Origin of the sequence: Elioraea thermophila (ex Habib et al. 2022) (assembly GCF_003336755.1) — a bacterium.
Classification (GTDB): domain Bacteria; phylum Pseudomonadota; class Alphaproteobacteria; order Acetobacterales; family Acetobacteraceae; genus Elioraea; species Elioraea thermophila.
Genome location: NZ_KZ851831.1, coordinates 43,679 through 59,961, shown reverse-complemented (window position 1 = coordinate 59,961; position 16,283 = coordinate 43,679). Strand labels below are relative to the sequence as shown.

Annotated in this window: 14 protein-coding genes and 1 pseudogene; 9 read left to right on the top strand and 6 right to left on the bottom strand. The window is 71.4% G+C overall.

The annotated features are described in order from the left end of the window. Positions 1 to 6: 6 nt before the first annotated feature. The 4 genes and pseudogenes from DWB05_RS00290 to DWB05_RS15270 form a co-directional block, all read left to right on the top strand. Positions 7 to 966, top strand: a complete 960-nt coding sequence (locus DWB05_RS00290; protein ID WP_114373753.1) for a YncE family protein — start codon at positions 7 to 9, stop codon at positions 964 to 966. Beyond that, complete coding sequence (locus DWB05_RS00285; RefSeq protein ID WP_114373748.1) at positions 953 to 1,732, top strand: polysaccharide deacetylase family protein; 780 nt, start codon at positions 953 to 955, stop codon at positions 1,730 to 1,732. Before DWB05_RS00290 ends, DWB05_RS00285 begins: the two co-directional genes overlap by 14 nt. Further along, the gene (locus DWB05_RS00280; RefSeq protein WP_114373744.1) at positions 1,729 to 2,691 is read left to right on the top strand and encodes a sterol desaturase family protein; all 963 of its coding nucleotides are present in this window, start codon (positions 1,729 to 1,731) and stop codon (positions 2,689 to 2,691) included. The genes DWB05_RS00285 and DWB05_RS00280 overlap by 4 nt, the downstream gene beginning before the upstream one ends. Before the next feature lie 83 nt (positions 2,692 to 2,774). Next, positions 2,775 to 3,602: pseudogene (locus DWB05_RS15270) on the top strand (hypothetical protein); the annotation flags it as partial. Positions 3,603 to 3,613: 11 nt separating this feature from the next. Here the strand turns inward: DWB05_RS15270 and DWB05_RS14940 are convergent. The 6 genes from DWB05_RS14940 to DWB05_RS00245 form a co-directional block, all read right to left on the bottom strand. Continuing rightward, positions 3,614 to 4,174, bottom strand: coding sequence for a DUF924 family protein (locus tag DWB05_RS14940; RefSeq protein ID WP_114373738.1), 561 nt, complete (start codon positions 4,172 to 4,174; stop codon positions 3,614 to 3,616). Then, positions 4,171 to 5,565, bottom strand: a complete 1,395-nt coding sequence (gene der, locus DWB05_RS00265) for a ribosome biogenesis GTPase Der (RefSeq protein WP_114373735.1) — start codon at positions 5,563 to 5,565, stop codon at positions 4,171 to 4,173. The genes DWB05_RS14940 and der overlap by 4 nt, the downstream gene beginning before the upstream one ends. A 5-nt stretch (positions 5,566 to 5,570) precedes the next feature. Further along, entirely contained in the window at positions 5,571 to 6,899 is a 1,329-nt protein-coding gene (locus DWB05_RS00260; protein WP_114373732.1) for an outer membrane protein assembly factor BamB family protein, read from the bottom strand. Positions 6,900 to 6,908: 9 nt separating this feature from the next. Beyond that, positions 6,909 to 7,553: a tetratricopeptide repeat protein gene (locus DWB05_RS00255; protein ID WP_114373729.1), complete on the bottom strand. Its 645-nt coding sequence runs from the start codon at positions 7,551 to 7,553 to the stop codon at positions 6,909 to 6,911. A gap of 65 nt (positions 7,554 to 7,618) precedes the next feature. Then, the gene (locus tag DWB05_RS00250) at positions 7,619 to 7,912 is read right to left on the bottom strand and encodes a DUF6522 family protein (RefSeq protein WP_114373726.1); all 294 of its coding nucleotides are present in this window, start codon (positions 7,910 to 7,912) and stop codon (positions 7,619 to 7,621) included. Then, on the bottom strand, positions 7,909 to 9,294 hold the full coding sequence (locus tag DWB05_RS00245) for a helix-turn-helix domain-containing protein (protein ID WP_232818327.1): 1,386 nt from the start codon (positions 9,292 to 9,294) through the stop codon (positions 7,909 to 7,911). Before DWB05_RS00245 ends, DWB05_RS00250 begins: the two co-directional genes overlap by 4 nt. Positions 9,295 to 9,509: 215 nt before the next feature. Here DWB05_RS00245 and aceA point away from each other — a divergent pair, with 215 nt between their 5' ends. The 5 genes from aceA (at position 9,510) to DWB05_RS00220 (ending at position 16,272) form a co-directional block, all read left to right on the top strand. Next, the gene (gene aceA / locus DWB05_RS00240) at positions 9,510 to 10,859 is read left to right on the top strand and encodes an isocitrate lyase (protein ID WP_114373720.1); all 1,350 of its coding nucleotides are present in this window, start codon (positions 9,510 to 9,512) and stop codon (positions 10,857 to 10,859) included. Positions 10,860 to 11,147: 288 nt separating this feature from the next. Next, complete coding sequence (locus DWB05_RS00235) at positions 11,148 to 11,975, top strand: PEP-CTERM sorting domain-containing protein (RefSeq protein ID WP_114373717.1); 828 nt, start codon at positions 11,148 to 11,150, stop codon at positions 11,973 to 11,975. A 59-nt stretch (positions 11,976 to 12,034) separates the two neighbouring features. Then, positions 12,035 to 13,051 (top strand): TAXI family TRAP transporter solute-binding subunit, encoded by a 1,017-nt coding sequence (locus DWB05_RS00230; RefSeq protein ID WP_114373714.1) that lies wholly within the window; start codon positions 12,035 to 12,037, stop codon positions 13,049 to 13,051. Positions 13,052 to 13,149: 98 nt separating this feature from the next. Next, complete coding sequence (locus tag DWB05_RS00225; RefSeq protein WP_114373711.1) at positions 13,150 to 14,166, top strand: TAXI family TRAP transporter solute-binding subunit; 1,017 nt, start codon at positions 13,150 to 13,152, stop codon at positions 14,164 to 14,166. Between the two features lie 9 nt (positions 14,167 to 14,175). Then, positions 14,176 to 16,272, top strand: a complete 2,097-nt coding sequence (locus DWB05_RS00220) for a TRAP transporter permease (protein ID WP_114374211.1) — start codon at positions 14,176 to 14,178, stop codon at positions 16,270 to 16,272. Positions 16,273 to 16,283: the final 11 nt, after the last annotated feature.

Sequence of the window (16,283 nt, the reverse complement as noted above, 5' to 3'; positions counted from 1 at the left end):
CTCGCCATGCACCGCCGCACCCTCCTCGCCACCGCTCTCGCCGCTGCCTTGCCGCTCTCGCCCGCGCGCGCGGGTGCGGGCCACGCCGGCAACGTCTTCGTCCTCGACAGCCGGGATGCGACGGTCAGCGTGATCGACGCCGCCCGCGGCGAGGTGGTCAAACGCATCCCCACCCTGCGCGAACCCCACCACCTCGTCTACACGCCGGATCGTTCCGAGATCGTGCTCGGCGATTCGGTCGGCAACGAGTTCCTCTTCCTCCACCCCGCCCGGGCGGAAACGACGCGCACGCTGCGCATCTCCAACCCCTACCACCTGATGTTCTCGCCCGACGGGGCGTGGCTCACCGTCGCCTCGCTCCGGCGCAACCAGATCGACCTCTATCGCGCGGCGGACTACGGCCTGGTGCACCGCCTCGCCGCCCCGCGCATGCCGAGCCACATCGCTTGGAGCTCCGATTCGCGCGTCACCTTCGTCACCCTGCAGGGCACCAACGACCTGGTCGCGATCGAGGCCGAAACCGGCCGAATCCTCTGGCGCAAGCCGACCGGCGACACCCCGGCCGGCATCCTCCGCGCCGCTTCGGGCGAACTTCTCGTCGCCAACATGGGCGAGGAGACCGTGTCGGTGATCGACCCTGAAACGGGCGAGACGATCCGCCGTATCCGCACCGGGGCGGGGGCGCACAACGTCTTTCCCTCGCCCGACGGTCGCGTGCTGTTCGTCACCAATCGCGTCGCCGGCACGATTTCGATCCTCGACGCGCGGAGCTTCGCCGTGCTCGGCGCGCACCGCGCTCCGGGCGCGCCGGACTGCCTCGACTTCTCGCCCGACGGGCGGCAGATCTGGTTCACCCAGCGCGTGAGCAACCGCGTCGGCGTGCTCGAGGTCGAGAGCGGGGCCTTGCTCGCGCAGATCCGGGTCGGGCGCAGCCCGCACGGCATCCTGTTCCATGCGCTGGCGTAACGCGCTCGCCGCCCTCCTCCTCCTCCTCGCCCCCCTCGCCCCCCTTCCGGCCAGCCCGCGCGAGGGGGGTTGCCGCGGCACGGTGCATCTCACCATCGACACCGGCTGGATGGACCAGGCCGAGCACATCGCCGAGGTGATGCGCCGGCACGGCGTGCGCGCCACCCTGTTCGTCGCCGACGAACGCACGCAGCGCGGCGACACCGCGCTCTCCGATTCCTGGGCGCCGTTCTGGCGCGCGCGTGCCGCCGAGGGCCACACCTTCGCCTCGCACACGCTGAGGCACTGGTACTTCCGCGGCGACGTGGGCACGACGGGCGTGCGCTACGTGCCCTGGGGCGCGCGCGAGGGCGTGGTGCTCGATCGCGAAGGGCTCTGCGCGGAACTGCGCGCGGTCGATGACCGACTGCGCGCGATGACCGGGCGCGGGGTGGAGCCGATCTGGCGCGCCCCCGGCGGGCGCACCACACCAAATGCGCTTGCCTTCGCGGAGTCTTGCGGCTTCGCGCATGTGGGCTGGACGGCGAACGGTTTCTTGGGCGACGAACTCCCCTCCGACCGCTACCCCAACCGCGCTTTGCTCGAGCGCGCGCTGCGCAGCATCCGCGACGGCGAGGTGCTGGTCATGCATTGGGGCATCCGCTCGCGCCGCGAAGCCTTTGCGCTCGTCTTCGAGGACCTGATCGTCGGGCTGAAGGCGCGGGGCTTCTGCTTCGAGCCCCTCTCCGCCCCGCCACCCCGCCTGCTTGCAGAGACGAAACGATGATCGACGCCATCGGCTCGGCTTACGTCGCGGTGAAGGAAGCGATCTTCGACCACGCGCTGCTGCCGACACTCTACGCGCTCGGGCTGATGGCCTTCGAGGAGGCGGCGGAGGAGTGGCTCGACTTCGCCCTCCTCGGCGCGCTCACCGTGTTCGTCTCGGTCGCGGTCTGCCTGCCGCTCGAACGCTGGCGTCCGGTAGAGGAGCACGGGCCCGACCGCGGCCCCATCCGCACCGACGTCACCTACACCCTCCTCTCGCGCCTCGGCCTCGCCCCCCTCTTCGCCTTCGTGCTGCTTCGCCCCGTCGAGGCCGCCTGGGCGGCGGGGCTGGCGCGGCTCGGGCTCATTCCGCCCACGCTGGAGACGCTGATCCCCCCCTTGCGCGACGCCCCCCTCCTCGCCTTCCTCGCCTATGTCGTGGTGATCGACTTCGCCGAGTACTGGCGGCACCGCCTGCAGCACCGGTTCGGCTGGTGGTGGGCGCTCCATTCGCTGCACCACGCGCAGCGGCAGATGACGTTCTGGACCGACGACCGCAACCACTTCATCGACGACCTCGTCGCCGGGCTGTGGTTCGCCCTCGTCGCGACCTTCATCGGCGTGCCGCCCGGGCAGTTCCCCTTGCTCGTCCTCGTGATGCGTGTCGCCGAGAGCCTGAGCCACGCCAATGTCCGGCTCGATTTCGGCCGCATCGGCCGCTACCTGATCGTCAGCCCGCAGTATCACCGCGTGCACCATGCGCTCGACCATGCCGAGGGGCGCTACGCCCGGGTGCATGGCTGCAACTTCGCCGTGCTCCTGCCCCTGTGGGACGTGCTGTTCGGCACCGCCCGCTTCGTGCGCGACTACCCGGCGACGGGCGATCGTTCGGGGTCGGAACGGCTGGCGCGGGGGTCCTGGTGGGGCACGCAGGTGGAAGGCGCCAAACGCTTCGCCCGCGCGCTCATCGGCCGGGGGTAGGCCGGCCGCGGGAAAGGGCATTGCCTGCATCCGCGTGGTGCAACATTATAACATTGCACCCAGAACCCTTCGAGGAACACCGCATGACGTCCACCAGCCGGGCCGCGATCGCGGCCGCCCTCCTTCTCGCTTTCGCCTCGGCGGCGGAGGCCGCGCCGATCACCCGCTCCTTCACCCTCACCGACGGCGCCTCCGAGGTGCTGGTCAGTCCGTCGAACGGGGTGCTCATGTGGCGAACGGACGGCGAGCCGGACAACGCCTTCCTGCTCGCCCACTTCCTGCGCGGCGCGGGCGATGCCCAGGAGCGCACGTTGCGATCCTTCTTCGGCGCTGCCCCGGAGGGCGAGATCGCGCGCAACGCCGCCACCCTCTCCTGGCGGTCGGAGACCCTCGCCGCCGATCTCGAGATCGTGCTGAGAGGCAGCGCGCCCGGGATGGGCCGCTCCAGCCTCGCGCGCACGCTCACCCTGACCAATCTCGCCGACTCGCCGCTCTCGCTCGTGCTGTTCGACTACGTCGACATCGACGGGGTGTTCGACCAGCGGGACCCGAAGGATCGCACGCGGCTTGCTGCGCCGGGCGTGCTCGAGACCGTCAACGCCACACGGCCCGAGCTGATCTTCCGCACCCGCTTCTCGCCGACGCCTGAGGCGTGGGAAATCGGCAACTGGCTTGATCTCTACTTCAAGTTCATCGTCGATCGCGACGGGCCGACCACCCTCTCCTCCTCGCCCGCGATCGGAACGTGGTTCCCGGAAGACAGTGTGGGCGACCAGGCGGCGGCGTTCTCCTGGAGCCTCACCCTCGCTCCGGGGGAGAGCGCGCGCTTCGTGACGGTCTCGGAGCGAATCGTTCCGGAACCGGCCGCGTTGTCGCTGCTCGGCCTCGGCCTGTTCGGCCTCGCCCTCGCTCGGTCCCGCGCTCAGAAGCCCTGCGGGTGGTCGGCGAGCCAGGCGCGCTCGGCCTCCGTGCTCTCGCGCCCGAGCACCGCGTTACGGTGCGGAAACCGGCCGAACCGCTCGATCACCACCAGGTGCCGCACGGCATAATCGAGATAGAGGCCTTCACCGACGCGTTCGCGGAACAGCGCGACCGCGAGGCGCTGATCGTCGAGATCCTCCGCGTGCTCGAACGGCAGGTAGAAGAACGGGCGTTCCCGCACCGGCCGGGCGAGGTCGAAGCCGCGCGCAAGTGCCGCCCGTGCCGCGGCGCGCGCCTCGGCGTCGGTGGCAAAGGCGCGCGGGCTGCCGCGGAAGGCGTTGCGCGGCACCTGGTCGAGCAGAAGGATCAGCGCGAGGGCACCCTCCGCCGAGCCGAGCCAGGAATCGAGCTCCCCGGCCGCAGCCCGCTCATGCGCCGGCAGAAGCGCGCTGCGCACGCGCGCATCGAAGTGCGCATCGCCCGTGAACCAGAGGGGCTCGGTTTCGGGCGCGAACCAGAAACCCAGCACCTCCGCGGCCGTCTCGGCGGGCCTTTCCGTCACGTCTCCTCCTCGGCATAGGGGTTCTTCGGACTGCGCAGCGTGATCCGGATCGGCACGCCCGAGAGGCCGAGCGCCTCGCGCAGCCCGTTTACCAGATAACGCAGGTAGTCCTGCGGCAACGCGGCGGTGCGAGTGCCAAAAATGACAAAGGACGGCGGGCGGGCCGAGACTTGCGTGATGTAGCGCAGCTTCAACCGCCGCCCATCCACCAACGGTGGCGGGTGACGTTCCAGCGCCTGGGCGAACCAGCGGTTCAGCGCCGCCGTCGGCACCCGCCGGTTCCACGCCTCGTACACCCGCCACACCGCGGGCATCAGCTTGTCCACCCCCTCGCCGGTCAGCGCCGAGAGAGGAACGACGGGAACGGAGGCGAGCTGCGCAAGCCCGGTCTCGAGGCGATCGCGCACCAGCTGCCGCACCACGGCGCGACGGCCGCGGGTGATCAGATCCCACTTGTTCAGGGCGAACACCAGCGCCCGCCCCTCGCGCTCGGCGAGAGCCGCGATGGCGACGTCCTGCGCCTCGAGCGGCGCTTCGGCATCCAGCACCAGCACCACCACCTCGGCCTCGCGCAGGGCGGCGATGGTGGCCCCGACGGCGAGTTTTTCCGGGGCGGCGGTGATGCGGGACTTCTTGCGCAATCCCGCCGTGTCGACGAGACGAATGAGCCGGCCCGAGGCATCGCGCCAGGGCAGCGCGATCGCGTCCCGCGTGATCCCCGGTTCTGGCCCGGTGAGTTGCCGCTCCTCGCCCAGCAGGCGGTTGACGAGGGTGGATTTGCCGGCGTTCGGGCGGCCGACGATGGCAAGCCGCAGCGGGCGAGCGGATCCCGCCTCGCCCTCCTCCGCCGGCGCGTCCGCCTCCGCAGCAGGGCCGAGCAGCGCGGCTGCGCGCTCGTGCAATTCGCCAAGCCCCTCGCCATGCTCGGCCGAGACGGGCACGGGCTCGCCGAAGCCCAAGCCGAACGCCTCCAGCACGCCCGCCTCCCCGGCCCTGCCTTCCGCCTTGTTGGCGAGCAGGATGACGGGCTTGCCGAGGCGCCGCAGCCAGTCGGCGAAGGTGCGGTCGGGTTCCGTCGCGCCGGCGCGGGCGTCGATGACGAACAGCACGAGATCGGCCGTCTCAGCCGCGCGCAGCGTGCTGCGGGTCATCCGCGCGGCGAGGCTGTCGGGCGGCGCCTCCTCGAGGCCCGCGGTGTCGATCAGCGTGACGTCCCTGCCCCCGAGCAGGGCCGTGGCCTCCTTGCGGTCGCGCGTCAGCCCCGGCGTGGGGTCGACGAGCGCGAGGCGGCGGCGCACCAGTCGATTGAACAACGAGGACTTGCCGACGTTCGGGCGGCCGACGATGGCGACGACGGGCCGCCCGCGCGCGACGGGGGCTTCCGCGGCCATGGCGATCAGCGCAGGGCCACCAGCGTGGCGTCGTCGGTCAGGAACACCACCGTCCCGTCCGCCGCCACGGGGGGCACGGAACAGCCGCCACCGAGCCGTTGCCGGCCGAGCACCTCACCGGTGTAGGGGGAGAGGGCAAGGGCCTCGCCAAGCGAGCCCGCGACGATCAGCCGATCACCGGCGAGAAGGGGGCCCGTCCAAACGATGGGGTCGCGCCGGCGCTGCGGGTCGCGGAAGCGCGGCAGCTCCGCGGCCCACTTCACCCGCCCGTCGCCGCGGCGAAGCGCGAGCAGCACCTCCTCGGCGGAGAGGAGGAACACCCAGTCCCCGGCCACGCAGGGGCCTTCGCGGGAAGCGATGCTGCGTTCCCAGACCCGTCGGCCGGAGCGCATGTCGATCGCCATCGTCACCCCGCCCGAGGAGGCGAGGAAGCCGCGGCCGCGGTCGATCGCCGGGCGGCCGCGGATGGCAGCAATGTCGGCGATCGAGGGCCGACCGCGCGCGCCCCCCAGCCCCTCGGTCCAGAGCGGGCGGCCGCTGTCGAACCGCAGGGCGGCGGCATCGCCATTCGGGAAGCCGACCAGCACGAACCCGTCGTCCACCGCCGGGGCGGGGGCGCCGAGCAGGGTGGTGATCTCGCTCGGCCCCCGGTACAGCCAGCGCCGTTCGCCGCTGGCGGCGTCGAAACACGCCACCTCGCCCTCGACGGTGAGCACGATGACGCGCCCTTCCGCCACCGTCACCGCCCCGCGCGAGGGCGAAGGCAGGGGCGAGCGCCAGAGTTCCGCCCCGTCCGCCGCCGCCAACGTCACCACTTCGGCCAGCCCCGAGGCAACGTGGACCCGCCCCTCGCTGCAGGCCACGCCGACGCCGAGCAGGTTGCCGCGCGTGCCCGCGGCGCGGACCGAGCGGCGCCAGAACGTGCGCCCGTCGCGCAGATCGACGGCGGCGACGTCGCCGGTGGCGTCGGCGGCGAAGACGCGCCCCTCGGCGATCACCGGCGGCGCGAGCAGGCGGCGGCGGGCGCTTGCCCCCGTGCCGACACTCGTGCGCCAAGCGACGCCGAGCGTGTCGGCGGCGGCGACGTGTCCGGGCACGTTGTTCGGCCGCCCGCCCGGCACGGGCCAGGCGGCGTTCTGCACAGGCGGCGGCAGTTCGACCGCGAGGTCGGCCAGGCTCGGATCGGGTTCGGCCGCGGCCTCGCGCGGCAGCACGGCAAGACGCTCGCCGGGAAGCGGCTGCTTGGTGTCGGCGAACACCCGGTCCCACAGGCCGCAGCCCGCGAGGCCGGGCGCGAGCGCGGCGAGCAGGCTCCGTCGCGCGAGGCGGCGCATGGGCTCCCCTCAGCCCCTGAGGGAAGCGAGGACCTCGGCCGCACGGCGGCGCGCGCCGTCCGGCGCGGTCGCGTCCTCGGCGAGGCGGCGAAGCAAGGCCTCGGCGGCCGCGCGGTCGCCGCGGCGCAGCTCAAGCGCGGCGCGAACCTCCCGCGCCGTGTGGCGGAAGGGCGCGCCCTCGGCGGCGAGCGGCTCGAGACGTGCCGACAGCGCGGCGGCATCGCCGTCGTTGGCCTGGTGCAGCACGGCAAGGAGGACGGCGAGATCGCGATAGAGGGGCGGGAGGGAGGCGTCGGCGGCGAGGCTCTCGTAGATGCCGACGGCGCCGGCGCGGTCGCCCTGCGCGCCGCGCCCGGCCGCCTCCTGCAGCCGGGCGAGCAGCCGGTAGCCCGCCGGCCCGTCGCGGCCGAGGGCGGCGAAGGCGTCGATCGCCGCCCCATGCTCGCCGCGGGCGGCGGTGGCCAGTGCGGCGGCGAAGCGCTCGGCCGCCTTGGCGCGCTGGTCCCGTTCGTACCAGCGCCAGCCCTGCCAGCCGGCAGCCGCGAGGGCGAGAGCGAGCAGGGCGCCGACGACGAAGAGGCCGTAGCGGTCCCACAGGCGCTTCATCCGTTCGCGCCTGAGGTCCTCCTCGATCTCCTGGAAGATGTCGGCCATCGGTCCTTCGCGCCGCTCTGGCTCGGGGCATCCGGCCGTGCGTCCGCCCGCCGGAGCCCGGCTGTTTAGCGGCCGGGGGGCGAAGGCGCAAACCCCCGCACCCGCCAGTCCCCGCGCCTCTCGAAGGCGAGCACACGCCCCGTCTCGTCGAGCACCACCACCACCTCGAGCGATCGCCAGCGCAGGGTGGCGCGGGTTCGCCCCGCATCCTCGCCTTCGCCGCGTTCGACCACGCCGTGCACCCGCCCCGCGCGCAGCTCGACCCGCAACGCGTCGGGGTCGAGCCCCAGCGCCTCGCCCATCTGCGCCGGGGTGAACACGGGCGCGCCGTCCTCGAGCGCAATGGTCGTACCGATCACGGCGCCGCACCCGCCGGGGCGGGGGCGAAGGTGAAGGCGCTGTCGGCCTTCACCGCGGGGTCGAGCACCAGGCGGTGGGCCACGGGCGGGAAGGCACGGCTGCGGCAGTTCGGCCGATCACAGAGCCGGCAGGAGAGGCCGATCTCGGTCACCGCGCGTTCGAGGTCGAGCCCGTCGGCATAGGCCACGTCGCCCGCATGGGCGACGTCGCAGCCGAGCGCGATCACGTGCACCTCCGGCGGTTCGGGCCACGGCCCCGCCGGGCGCGAGAGGGCCTTGGCGAAGCAGAGGAAGGTGGCGCCGTCGGGCAGCCGCGCGACCTGCACCACCACCCGGCCGGGCGAGGCGAAGGCGAGGTGCGGCACCCAGCGCGGGCAGGAGCCGCCGAAGCGGGCGAAGGGGAAGCCTGCCGCGGCGTAGCGCTTGGTGACGTTGCCGGCGGCATCGGCGCGCAGGAAGAAGAACGGGATGCCGCGCGCCCCGTCGCGGTTCAGCGTCGCCAGCCGATGGGCGGCCTGTTCGAAGGAGACGCCGAAGCGGGCGGCGAGGCTGTCGACGTCGTGGCGAAGCCGGCGCGCCGCCTCGAGGAACGGTTGGTAGGGCATGAGCAGGGCGCCGGCGGCGTAGTTGAGCAAGCCCACGCGGAGCAGCGCGGCGGCCTCCGCCGTGGAGGGCGCGATCGCCGCCACCTCCTCCTCCACCGCCTCCGATGCCTCGAGCAGCATCAGCTGGAAGGCCATCTGGAAGCCGCGCGATTCGCGCGGCAAGAGGTCGGACAGCGCGAGAGTGCGGGTCTCGGCGTCGTAGCGGCGGAGTGCGCCGGCGAGGTCGCCCACCGTGATGCGCAGGCCGTGCATGCGGCGAAGCCGTTCGGCGATGGCGTGGTTCATCTCCGCCGGCAGGGCGGCGCCGAGCTCGCGGTGGATGGTCTCGGCGACGGCCTCGAGACGGGGGAAGTGGTTCTGGCGGGCGTGGAACGCGTCACGCACCTCCTCGGTCGGCAAGAGGATTCGCCGCCCCGAGGGCAGGGCAATCCCCGAAGCGTCCTCGCGCGCCGCCCGCCACGCCCGGTAGAGGGCGAGCACGGCGCGGGCCGCGGCCGGCGCGGCGTCGACCAGGGCGGCGATCTCGCTCTCGGGGACGGGGTCGGCGCCGAGCAGGGGGTCGGCGAAGGCCTCGCGCAGGTGGGCCTCGGTCTGGCGTTCCTCCGCCCCGCCCAGGGCAGCGAGATCGACCTGGAAGAACTGCGCGAGCTTGAGCAGGAGCGAGGCGGTGATGCCGCGCTGATCGTGCTCGATCAGGTTCAGGTAGGAGGCCGAGATGCCCAAGGAGGCGGCCAAGGCCTGCTGGGTCAGGCCGCGTTCGGTGCGCAGCCGACGCACGGTGCGGCCGATGCGGGGTTTGCTTGCGATGGTGTCCTCCGGGGTGCAAAACCGGTTTTACTAACTTTACATGGCCGCGCCATTTTCGGCAAATCCGATGACCCATTTGCTAACGATGTTGCGCGTCGCCCCTTCCCTTTCGCGGTCGCAGCGTCAAGCATTGACGAGAGGCCCCGCACGTTTTCCGAGGGCCGTATCGAGGAGCGAGACCGCCGATGTCCACGCAGAACTATCCGCGCTGCTACGCGCCGGAAGGCTCACCCGGCACCTCAGACTGGCTGCGCGAGCGCTTCGAAGGCATTCGCCGCGACTACACCCCGGCCGATGTCGAGCGCCTGTCGGGGTCGGTGCGCATCCGGCACACGCTGGCCGAGATGGGGGCGCGCCGGCTGTGGCACCTCCTGAAGACCGAGCCCTACATCGCCGCCCTCGGCGCGCTCACCGGCAACCAAGCGGTGCAGCAGGTGAAGGCCGGGCTGAAGGCGATCTACCTCTCCGGCTGGCAGGTGGCGGCGGACGCCAACCTCGCCGGCGAGATGTACCCGGACCAGTCGCTCTACCCGGTCAACTCGGTGCCGGCGGTGGTCAAGCGGATCAACAACGCGCTCCGTCGCGCCGACCAGATCGCGAAGATGGAGGGCAAGACCGACACCTACTGGTTCGCCCCCATCGTCGCCGACGCCGAAGCGGGCTTCGGCGGCCAGCTCAACGCCTTCGAGCTGATGAAGGCGATGATCGAGGCTGGGGCGGCCGGCGTGCACTTCGAGGACCAGCTCGCCTCGGAGAAGAAGTGCGGCCACATGGGCGGCAAGGTGCTGATCCCGATCAGCCAGCACATCCGCACCCTGACCGCCGCCCGGCTCGCCGCCGACATCGAGGGCGTGCCGACGGTGCTGATCGCCCGCACCGATGCGCAATCCGCCCAGCTCATCACCTCGGATGTCGATGAGCGCGACCGGCCCTTCCTCACCGGCGAGCGCACCCCCGAGGGCTTCTATCGGATCAAGCCGGGGGTGGGGAACGCCTACGCCATCGCGCGCGGCTTGGCTTACGCGCCCTATGCCGACCTGATCTGGTGGGAGACCTCGGAGCCGAATCTCGAGGAGGCACGGGCCTTCGCGGAAGCCATCCACCGTGAATTCCCGGGCAAGATGCTCGCCTACAACTGCTCGCCCTCGTTCAACTGGGCGAAGAAGCTTCCGCCCGAGAAGATCGCCTCCTTCCAGCGCGAATTGGGCGCGATGGGCTACAAGTTCCAGTTCGTCACCCTGGCGGGCTTCCACAGCCTGAACTACGCGATGTTCGAACTCGCGCGGGGCTACCGCGAGCGCGGCATGGCGGCGTATTCGGAGCTGCAGCAGGCCGAGTTCGCCGCCGAGGCGTACGGCTACACCGCGACCAAGCACCAGCGCGAGGTCGGCACCGGCTATTTCGACGCCGTGGCGATGACGGTCACGGGCGGGCGATCCTCCACCACGGCGCTGAAGGGCTCGACCGAGGACGAGCAGTTCTTCGAGGGCCGGGCGGTGCAGCACACGCCGCACCACGCGATCGCCGCGGAATGACGCAGGATCCGTAACCAACCGATCGGGGAAACGTCCGCGAGCCCCCGCGTGCGGCTTCGGCCGCGCGCGGGGGTTCTCTTTTCGGTTTTGCGGCGGGCGGGAGCTTCCTCGGCGGGCACCACCTCTTGGGCTCATCATTGCAACAGGGGATTGTTTCAGTTGCTTGCCAGTCTACGTCGGAATTGGACGCAGGCGAGTGATTTGGAGGCAAGTGCAACCATTGGATAGTCGCACGCAACGGCACTGCGCAGGCATCCTCGTCGCGCTACAGTCGCAAGAGAGGTGGCCATGAATCGGGAGCTGAGTTTGCGCCTGGTCGCGCCGGGTTTGGTCGCGGCCACGCTCGCTCTGGGGGCAACCGCAGCGGAAGCGGGCTTCCGCACCTTTCTCGACCGACCCGCATTCGCGGGCGCGATCGGTGCCCTGCCCACGCAGGCCGGTGTTCCGGTCGCCGGCCTAGGTCTTCGGGACGGGTTCGGGTCGTTCTCCGACCCGAACGAGGAGATCGCGATCCCCGACACGGACGGGGCAGGCGGCCTCGACGTGCAGTGGGTGCGACGGCGGTACGGCGAAGTGCACGGCTTCCCACCCTTGCGCGATCTTCCCGCTTCATTGGCCGAGGACTCGCTGTTCCTCTACTTCTACTGTCACCCGGCGTACTCACCCTGCCTCGGCACCACCGAGTTCACGGTCGAGTTCGAGGACGGCATTCTGGGTCTTGCGGGAGACCTCGAGTACTACATCGGGTATTCGAGCTACTGGGATCCGCGGAACCCGCCCATCCCCCTCCTTGCCGAGGCCTACCGCAACGTCGATTGGCTGACCGGCGGAGATACGTATCGCGGCTTCTTCGCCGTCGTGTTCGACGAGCCGGTCTATTCCCTGACCCTCTCCTGGTACGAGGGACGGGGCATGGACAACGCGAGCTGGATCGATTGGCGCAACCTGCAGTTCCTGCCCGCGGAGGGAGGGAACGGCGGCGGCGCCGGTGGCTTCGATCAGGCGATCGGCGTGCCCGAACCGGCCTCTCTCGCCCTCCTGGCGCTCGCCCTGCTCGGCCTCGCCGCCACCCGTCTTCCCGTCCCGTTGCGCGCGAGCCTGCGCTCTCCTACCTAGGCGCGGAACCCCGGCCGCGGCCGGGACGAGAGGCCACGTCGCAAGGGAGGTTACGGCACATGCTCCGCCGCCGCACGCTCATTGCCGCCGCCACCGGTGCCCTCGCCGCCCCCGCCATCGCGCGGGCGCAGGCGCAGGCCGCGCGCAGCTACATCCTCGCCACCGCCACCATCGGCGGCACCTACTACCCCGTCGGCGTCGCTCTCGCCACGCTCACCAAGATCCGCCTGCAGGCCTCGCGCGGCATCGACATGTCGGCGATCTCCTCCGCCGGGTCGGGCGAGAACATCCGCCTGATGCGCGAGGGCCAGGCGCAGTTCGCCATCCTGCAGGGGTTGTTCGGCGTCTATGCCCGCGACGGGTCGGGCCCCATCCAGGCCGACGGGCCGCAGCGCAACATCCGCGCCATCTGCGCACTCTGGGCGAACGTGGAGCACTTCACCATCCGCGCCCGTTTCGTGCAGACGGGCACCATCGACGACATCCTCAACCTGCGCGGCCGGCGCTTCTCGATGTCGGCGCGCAACTCGGGCACCGAGTTCTCCAACCGCTTCATCTTCGCCAATCTCGGCATCGACCCCGACCGCACCTTCGAGCTCGTCTTCCAGGGCTTCGGGCCGTCGGCGGAAGCGATGCTCGCGGGGCAGATCGACGGCTTCAACCCGGGTGCGGGGGTGCCGGTCGCCGCCATCACCCAGCTCTTCGCGCGCGGGGGCAACGAGTTCCGCATTCTCGAGTTCACCGACGAGCAGCTGAAGAAGGCCGACGGCGGCACGGGTCTCTTCACCCGCTTCGTCATTCCGGGCGGCACGTATCCGAACCTCGCCCAGCCCATCAACACCATCGCGCAGCCGAACTTCCTCGCCGTGAATGCCAACGTGCCGGCCGACGACGTCTATGAGATCACCAAGGCGATCTTCGAGAACCTGCCCTTCCTCAACGGCATTCACGCGGCCACACGCGAGATCAGCCTCCAGAACGCGCTGAAGGGCATCGTCAACCCCGTCCATCCGGGGGCGGCGCGCTACTACGCCGAGAAGGGTGTGGCCATCCCCGAGGCGATCCGCCCGGTCTGACACTCCCCCCTGGTCGCGGCGGCCGTGGCGCAGCACACTGGCCGCTGACGCGCCGCCGCGCCTGAGGCCGGCCAAGGCGGCCGCGAGGGAGACTGAGGATGGTGAACCGCCGTTCGCTTCTGGCCGGGGCTGCCGCCGCGCTCGCCGCCGCCTCACCGCGTCGCGCCACTGCGCAATCCACCCGGAGCTACATTCTCGCCACCGCCACCATCGGCGGCACCTACTACCCGGTCGGAGTGGCACTCGCCACGCTCACCAAGGTGCGGCTGCAGGCGGCGAAAGGCATCGACCTGTCCGCCATCGCTTCCGCCGGGGCGGTGGAGAACCTGCGCCTGATGCGCGAGAACCGGGCGCAGTTCGCGTTGATGATGGGGCTGTTCGGCCTCTACGCCCGCGACGGGACGGGCCCCCTCGCCCAGGAAGGCCCGCAGCGTAACCTCCGTGCGATCGCCAATCTCTGGCCGCAAGTCGAACAGGTCATCGTGCGCGCCCGCTTCGTCCGCACCGGCACGGTCGACGATCTCGCCGACCTGCGCGGGCGGCGGTTCTCGATGTCGGCGCGCAACTCGGGCACCGAGTTCGCCAACCGGTTCCTGTTCGGCAATCTCGGCATCGACCCCGACCGCACCTTCGACCTCGTCCATCAGGGCTTCGGTCCGACCGCGGAGGCGATGCTGGCGGGCCAGGTCGACGGCTTCAACGCCGGGGCGGGGATTCCGGTGCCGGCGGTGACCCAGTTGTTCGCCCGTGGCGGGGGCGAGTTCGCCTTCCTCGAGTTCACCGACGACGAGGCCCGCCGCGCCGACGGCGGGGCGGGGCTGTTCTACCCCTTCGTCATTCCCGCCGGCACCTATCCCGGCCAGACGCGCCCCGTGCGCACCGTCGCCCAGCCGAACTTCCTCGTCGTCAACGCCGCCGTGCCGGAGGCCGACGTCTACGAGATCACCAAGGCGATGTTCGAGAACCTGCCGTTCCTGCACGGCATCCACGCCGCCACGCGGGAGATCTCGCTCGCCACCGCGCTGAAGGGCGTGGTCAACCCGCTGCATCCGGGGGCGGCGCGCTACTACGCCGAACAGGGGTTGGCGATCCCCGAGGCGATCCGTCCGGTCTGACCCTTGGTCGTGGCGGCGAACGGTCGGCGGCGCGACCTGCGGGGGGAGGACAGCGCCGTCGCACGCGTGGTCTTCCTCGGCGGGGCAGCGCTGTCGCTGTTCCACCTCTGGCTCAACACCTTCGGCGTGCTGTCGGAACTGCGCGCGAGCGTGATCCATTTCGCGGGCTTCGCCGCCCTCGGCGCCCTCGCCTGGCCGGCCTGGCAGGGCGGCGGAGCGCGCGGCGTGGCGGCCCTCATGGTCGACGTCGCGATCGCGCTCTTCGCGCTCGCCCTGCCGTTCTACCTCTTCCTCGGCGAGGACGCGTTCTACGCCCGCTCTTCCCGTTTCCTCTGGTACGATTGGGTGTTCACCGCCGGTGCCTGCCTCGTTGCGCTCGAGCTGATGCGCCGGACCACCGGGATCGTGGTGCCGATCCTCTGCGTACTCGGCTTCACCTACGTCACGCTGTGGGGGGCGTGGCTCGGCGGCCTGTTCCGCTTCCCGGGGCTGTCGCTCGAGATCACCCTCTTTCGCGTGTTCTATTCCGATGACGGAATGCTCGGCAACGTCGCCCAGATCTCCTGGAACCTCGTTTCGATGTTCATCATCTTCGGCGCCTTCCTGCAGGTGTCGGGGGCGGATCGTTTCGTCATCGACATCGGCCGGGCGCTGGCCGCCCGCATGGAAGGGGGGCCGGGCTTCGTCGCGGTCATCGCCTCCGCGCTCTCGGGCACCATTTCGGGGTCGGCTGTGGCCAACGTCACCTCGACCGGGGCGGTGACCATCCCGCTGATGATCCGTGCGGGCTTCAAGCCGCATTTCGCCGCCGGGGTGGAGACGGCGGCCTCGACGGGCGGCGGCATCCTGCCGCCCATCATGGGCGCGGGGGCCTTCATCATGGCCTCCTTCACCGGCATTCCCTACCTCACCATCGCCGCCGTCTCGGCCATTCCGGCACTCGTCTACTTCGCCGGGGTGGCGATGGGCGTGCGCATCCATGCCCGGCGCCACAATCTGCGCTTCATCGACCACGACGCCCCGCCGGTGTGGCAGACCGTGCGGCGGCGGGGCCTCGCCTTCCTCGTCCCCTTCGCGCTCCTGCTCTGGCTGCTGTTCGACGGCATTGGGCCGGCCTACGCCGCCGGCGCCGCCACCGCGGCGGTGGTCGTCGTCTCCTGGGTGACGGACACGCCGATGACGCCGCGCCGCATCGTCGAGGCGCTCGCCCTCGGTGCGCGCTCGATGGCGCCGACGGCGGTGCTGCTGGTCGGCATCGGCATCCTGATCTCGGCGGTGGCCACCACCGGGCTCGGCAACGTGTTCTCGCTGATGGTGGAGAAGTGGGCGGCGGGCAATCTCGCCCTCGCGCTCCTGCTCATCGCCCTCGCCTCGCTCGTGCTCGGCGCCGCACTTCCCGTCACCGCCTCCTATGTCGTTCTCGCCACCCTCTCCGCCCCCGCCCTCTCCGACATGATCCTCGGCGAGGCGGTGCGCGCGGCCTTCGCCGACGGCAAGATCCCCGATCTCGTGCGCGCGCTCGCCATGCTCGTCGCCCCCACCGTCGTCCTGCCCGCCCCGGGGACCGCCTGGAACGCGGCCGATGCCGCCACCCTGTTCGCCGCCATTCCGCCCGAGATGCGCCGCCAGGTGGTGGAGGCGACGCTGAGCCCGCAGGCGGCGACGCTCGCGCTCCTCTCCGCGCACATGATCATCTTCTGGTTGAGCCAGGACTCCAACGTCACGCCTCCCGTCTGCATTCCGGCCTACGCGGCGGCGGCGATCGCTCGGGCCTCGCCGGTCGCCTCCGCCATGGTGGCGTGGCGGCTCGCCAAGTCGCTCTACTTCATCCCGCTGATCTTCGCTTATCAGCCGTTCCTGGCGCAGGACGTACTGATCCAGCTCGCCATCGCCGCCTTCGCGCTGCCGGGGATCTACGCCCTCTCGGCCGCCTTCGAAGGGTACGCCGAGGCGCCGCTCTCCTGGGTCGAGCGGATCGCCTTCGGCGCCGCGGGCTTCGTGCTGATCGTGCCGTTCGGGCAGCTCGCCAACTGGGTGGCGATCGCGGTGTTCGCCCTGATCTTCGGGGTCAATCTTATGCGCGCGCGCCGGTCCGCTGCGGCCTGAGCGCGCCGCGG

Coding starts and splice junctions, on each gene's coding strand:
- DWB05_RS00290 (WP_114373753.1), top strand. CDS start 7: ATGCACCGCCGCACCCTCCTCGCCACCGCTCTCGCCGCTGCCTTGCCG.
- DWB05_RS00230 (WP_114373714.1), top strand. CDS start 12,035: ATGCTCCGCCGCCGCACGCTCATTGCCGCCGCCACCGGTGCCCTCGCC.
- DWB05_RS00255 (WP_114373729.1), bottom strand. CDS start 7,553: ATGGCCGACATCTTCCAGGAGATCGAGGAGGACCTCAGGCGCGAACGG.
- der (WP_114373735.1), bottom strand. CDS start 5,565: ATGGCCGCGGAAGCCCCCGTCGCGCGCGGGCGGCCCGTCGTCGCCATC.
- DWB05_RS00225 (WP_114373711.1), top strand. CDS start 13,150: ATGGTGAACCGCCGTTCGCTTCTGGCCGGGGCTGCCGCCGCGCTCGCC.
- DWB05_RS00285 (WP_114373748.1), top strand. CDS start 953: ATGCGCTGGCGTAACGCGCTCGCCGCCCTCCTCCTCCTCCTCGCCCCC.
- DWB05_RS00235 (WP_114373717.1), top strand. CDS start 11,148: ATGAATCGGGAGCTGAGTTTGCGCCTGGTCGCGCCGGGTTTGGTCGCG.
- aceA (WP_114373720.1), top strand. CDS start 9,510: ATGTCCACGCAGAACTATCCGCGCTGCTACGCGCCGGAAGGCTCACCC.
- DWB05_RS00260 (WP_114373732.1), bottom strand. CDS start 6,899: ATGCGCCGCCTCGCGCGACGGAGCCTGCTCGCCGCGCTCGCGCCCGGC.
- DWB05_RS00280 (WP_114373744.1), top strand. CDS start 1,729: ATGATCGACGCCATCGGCTCGGCTTACGTCGCGGTGAAGGAAGCGATC.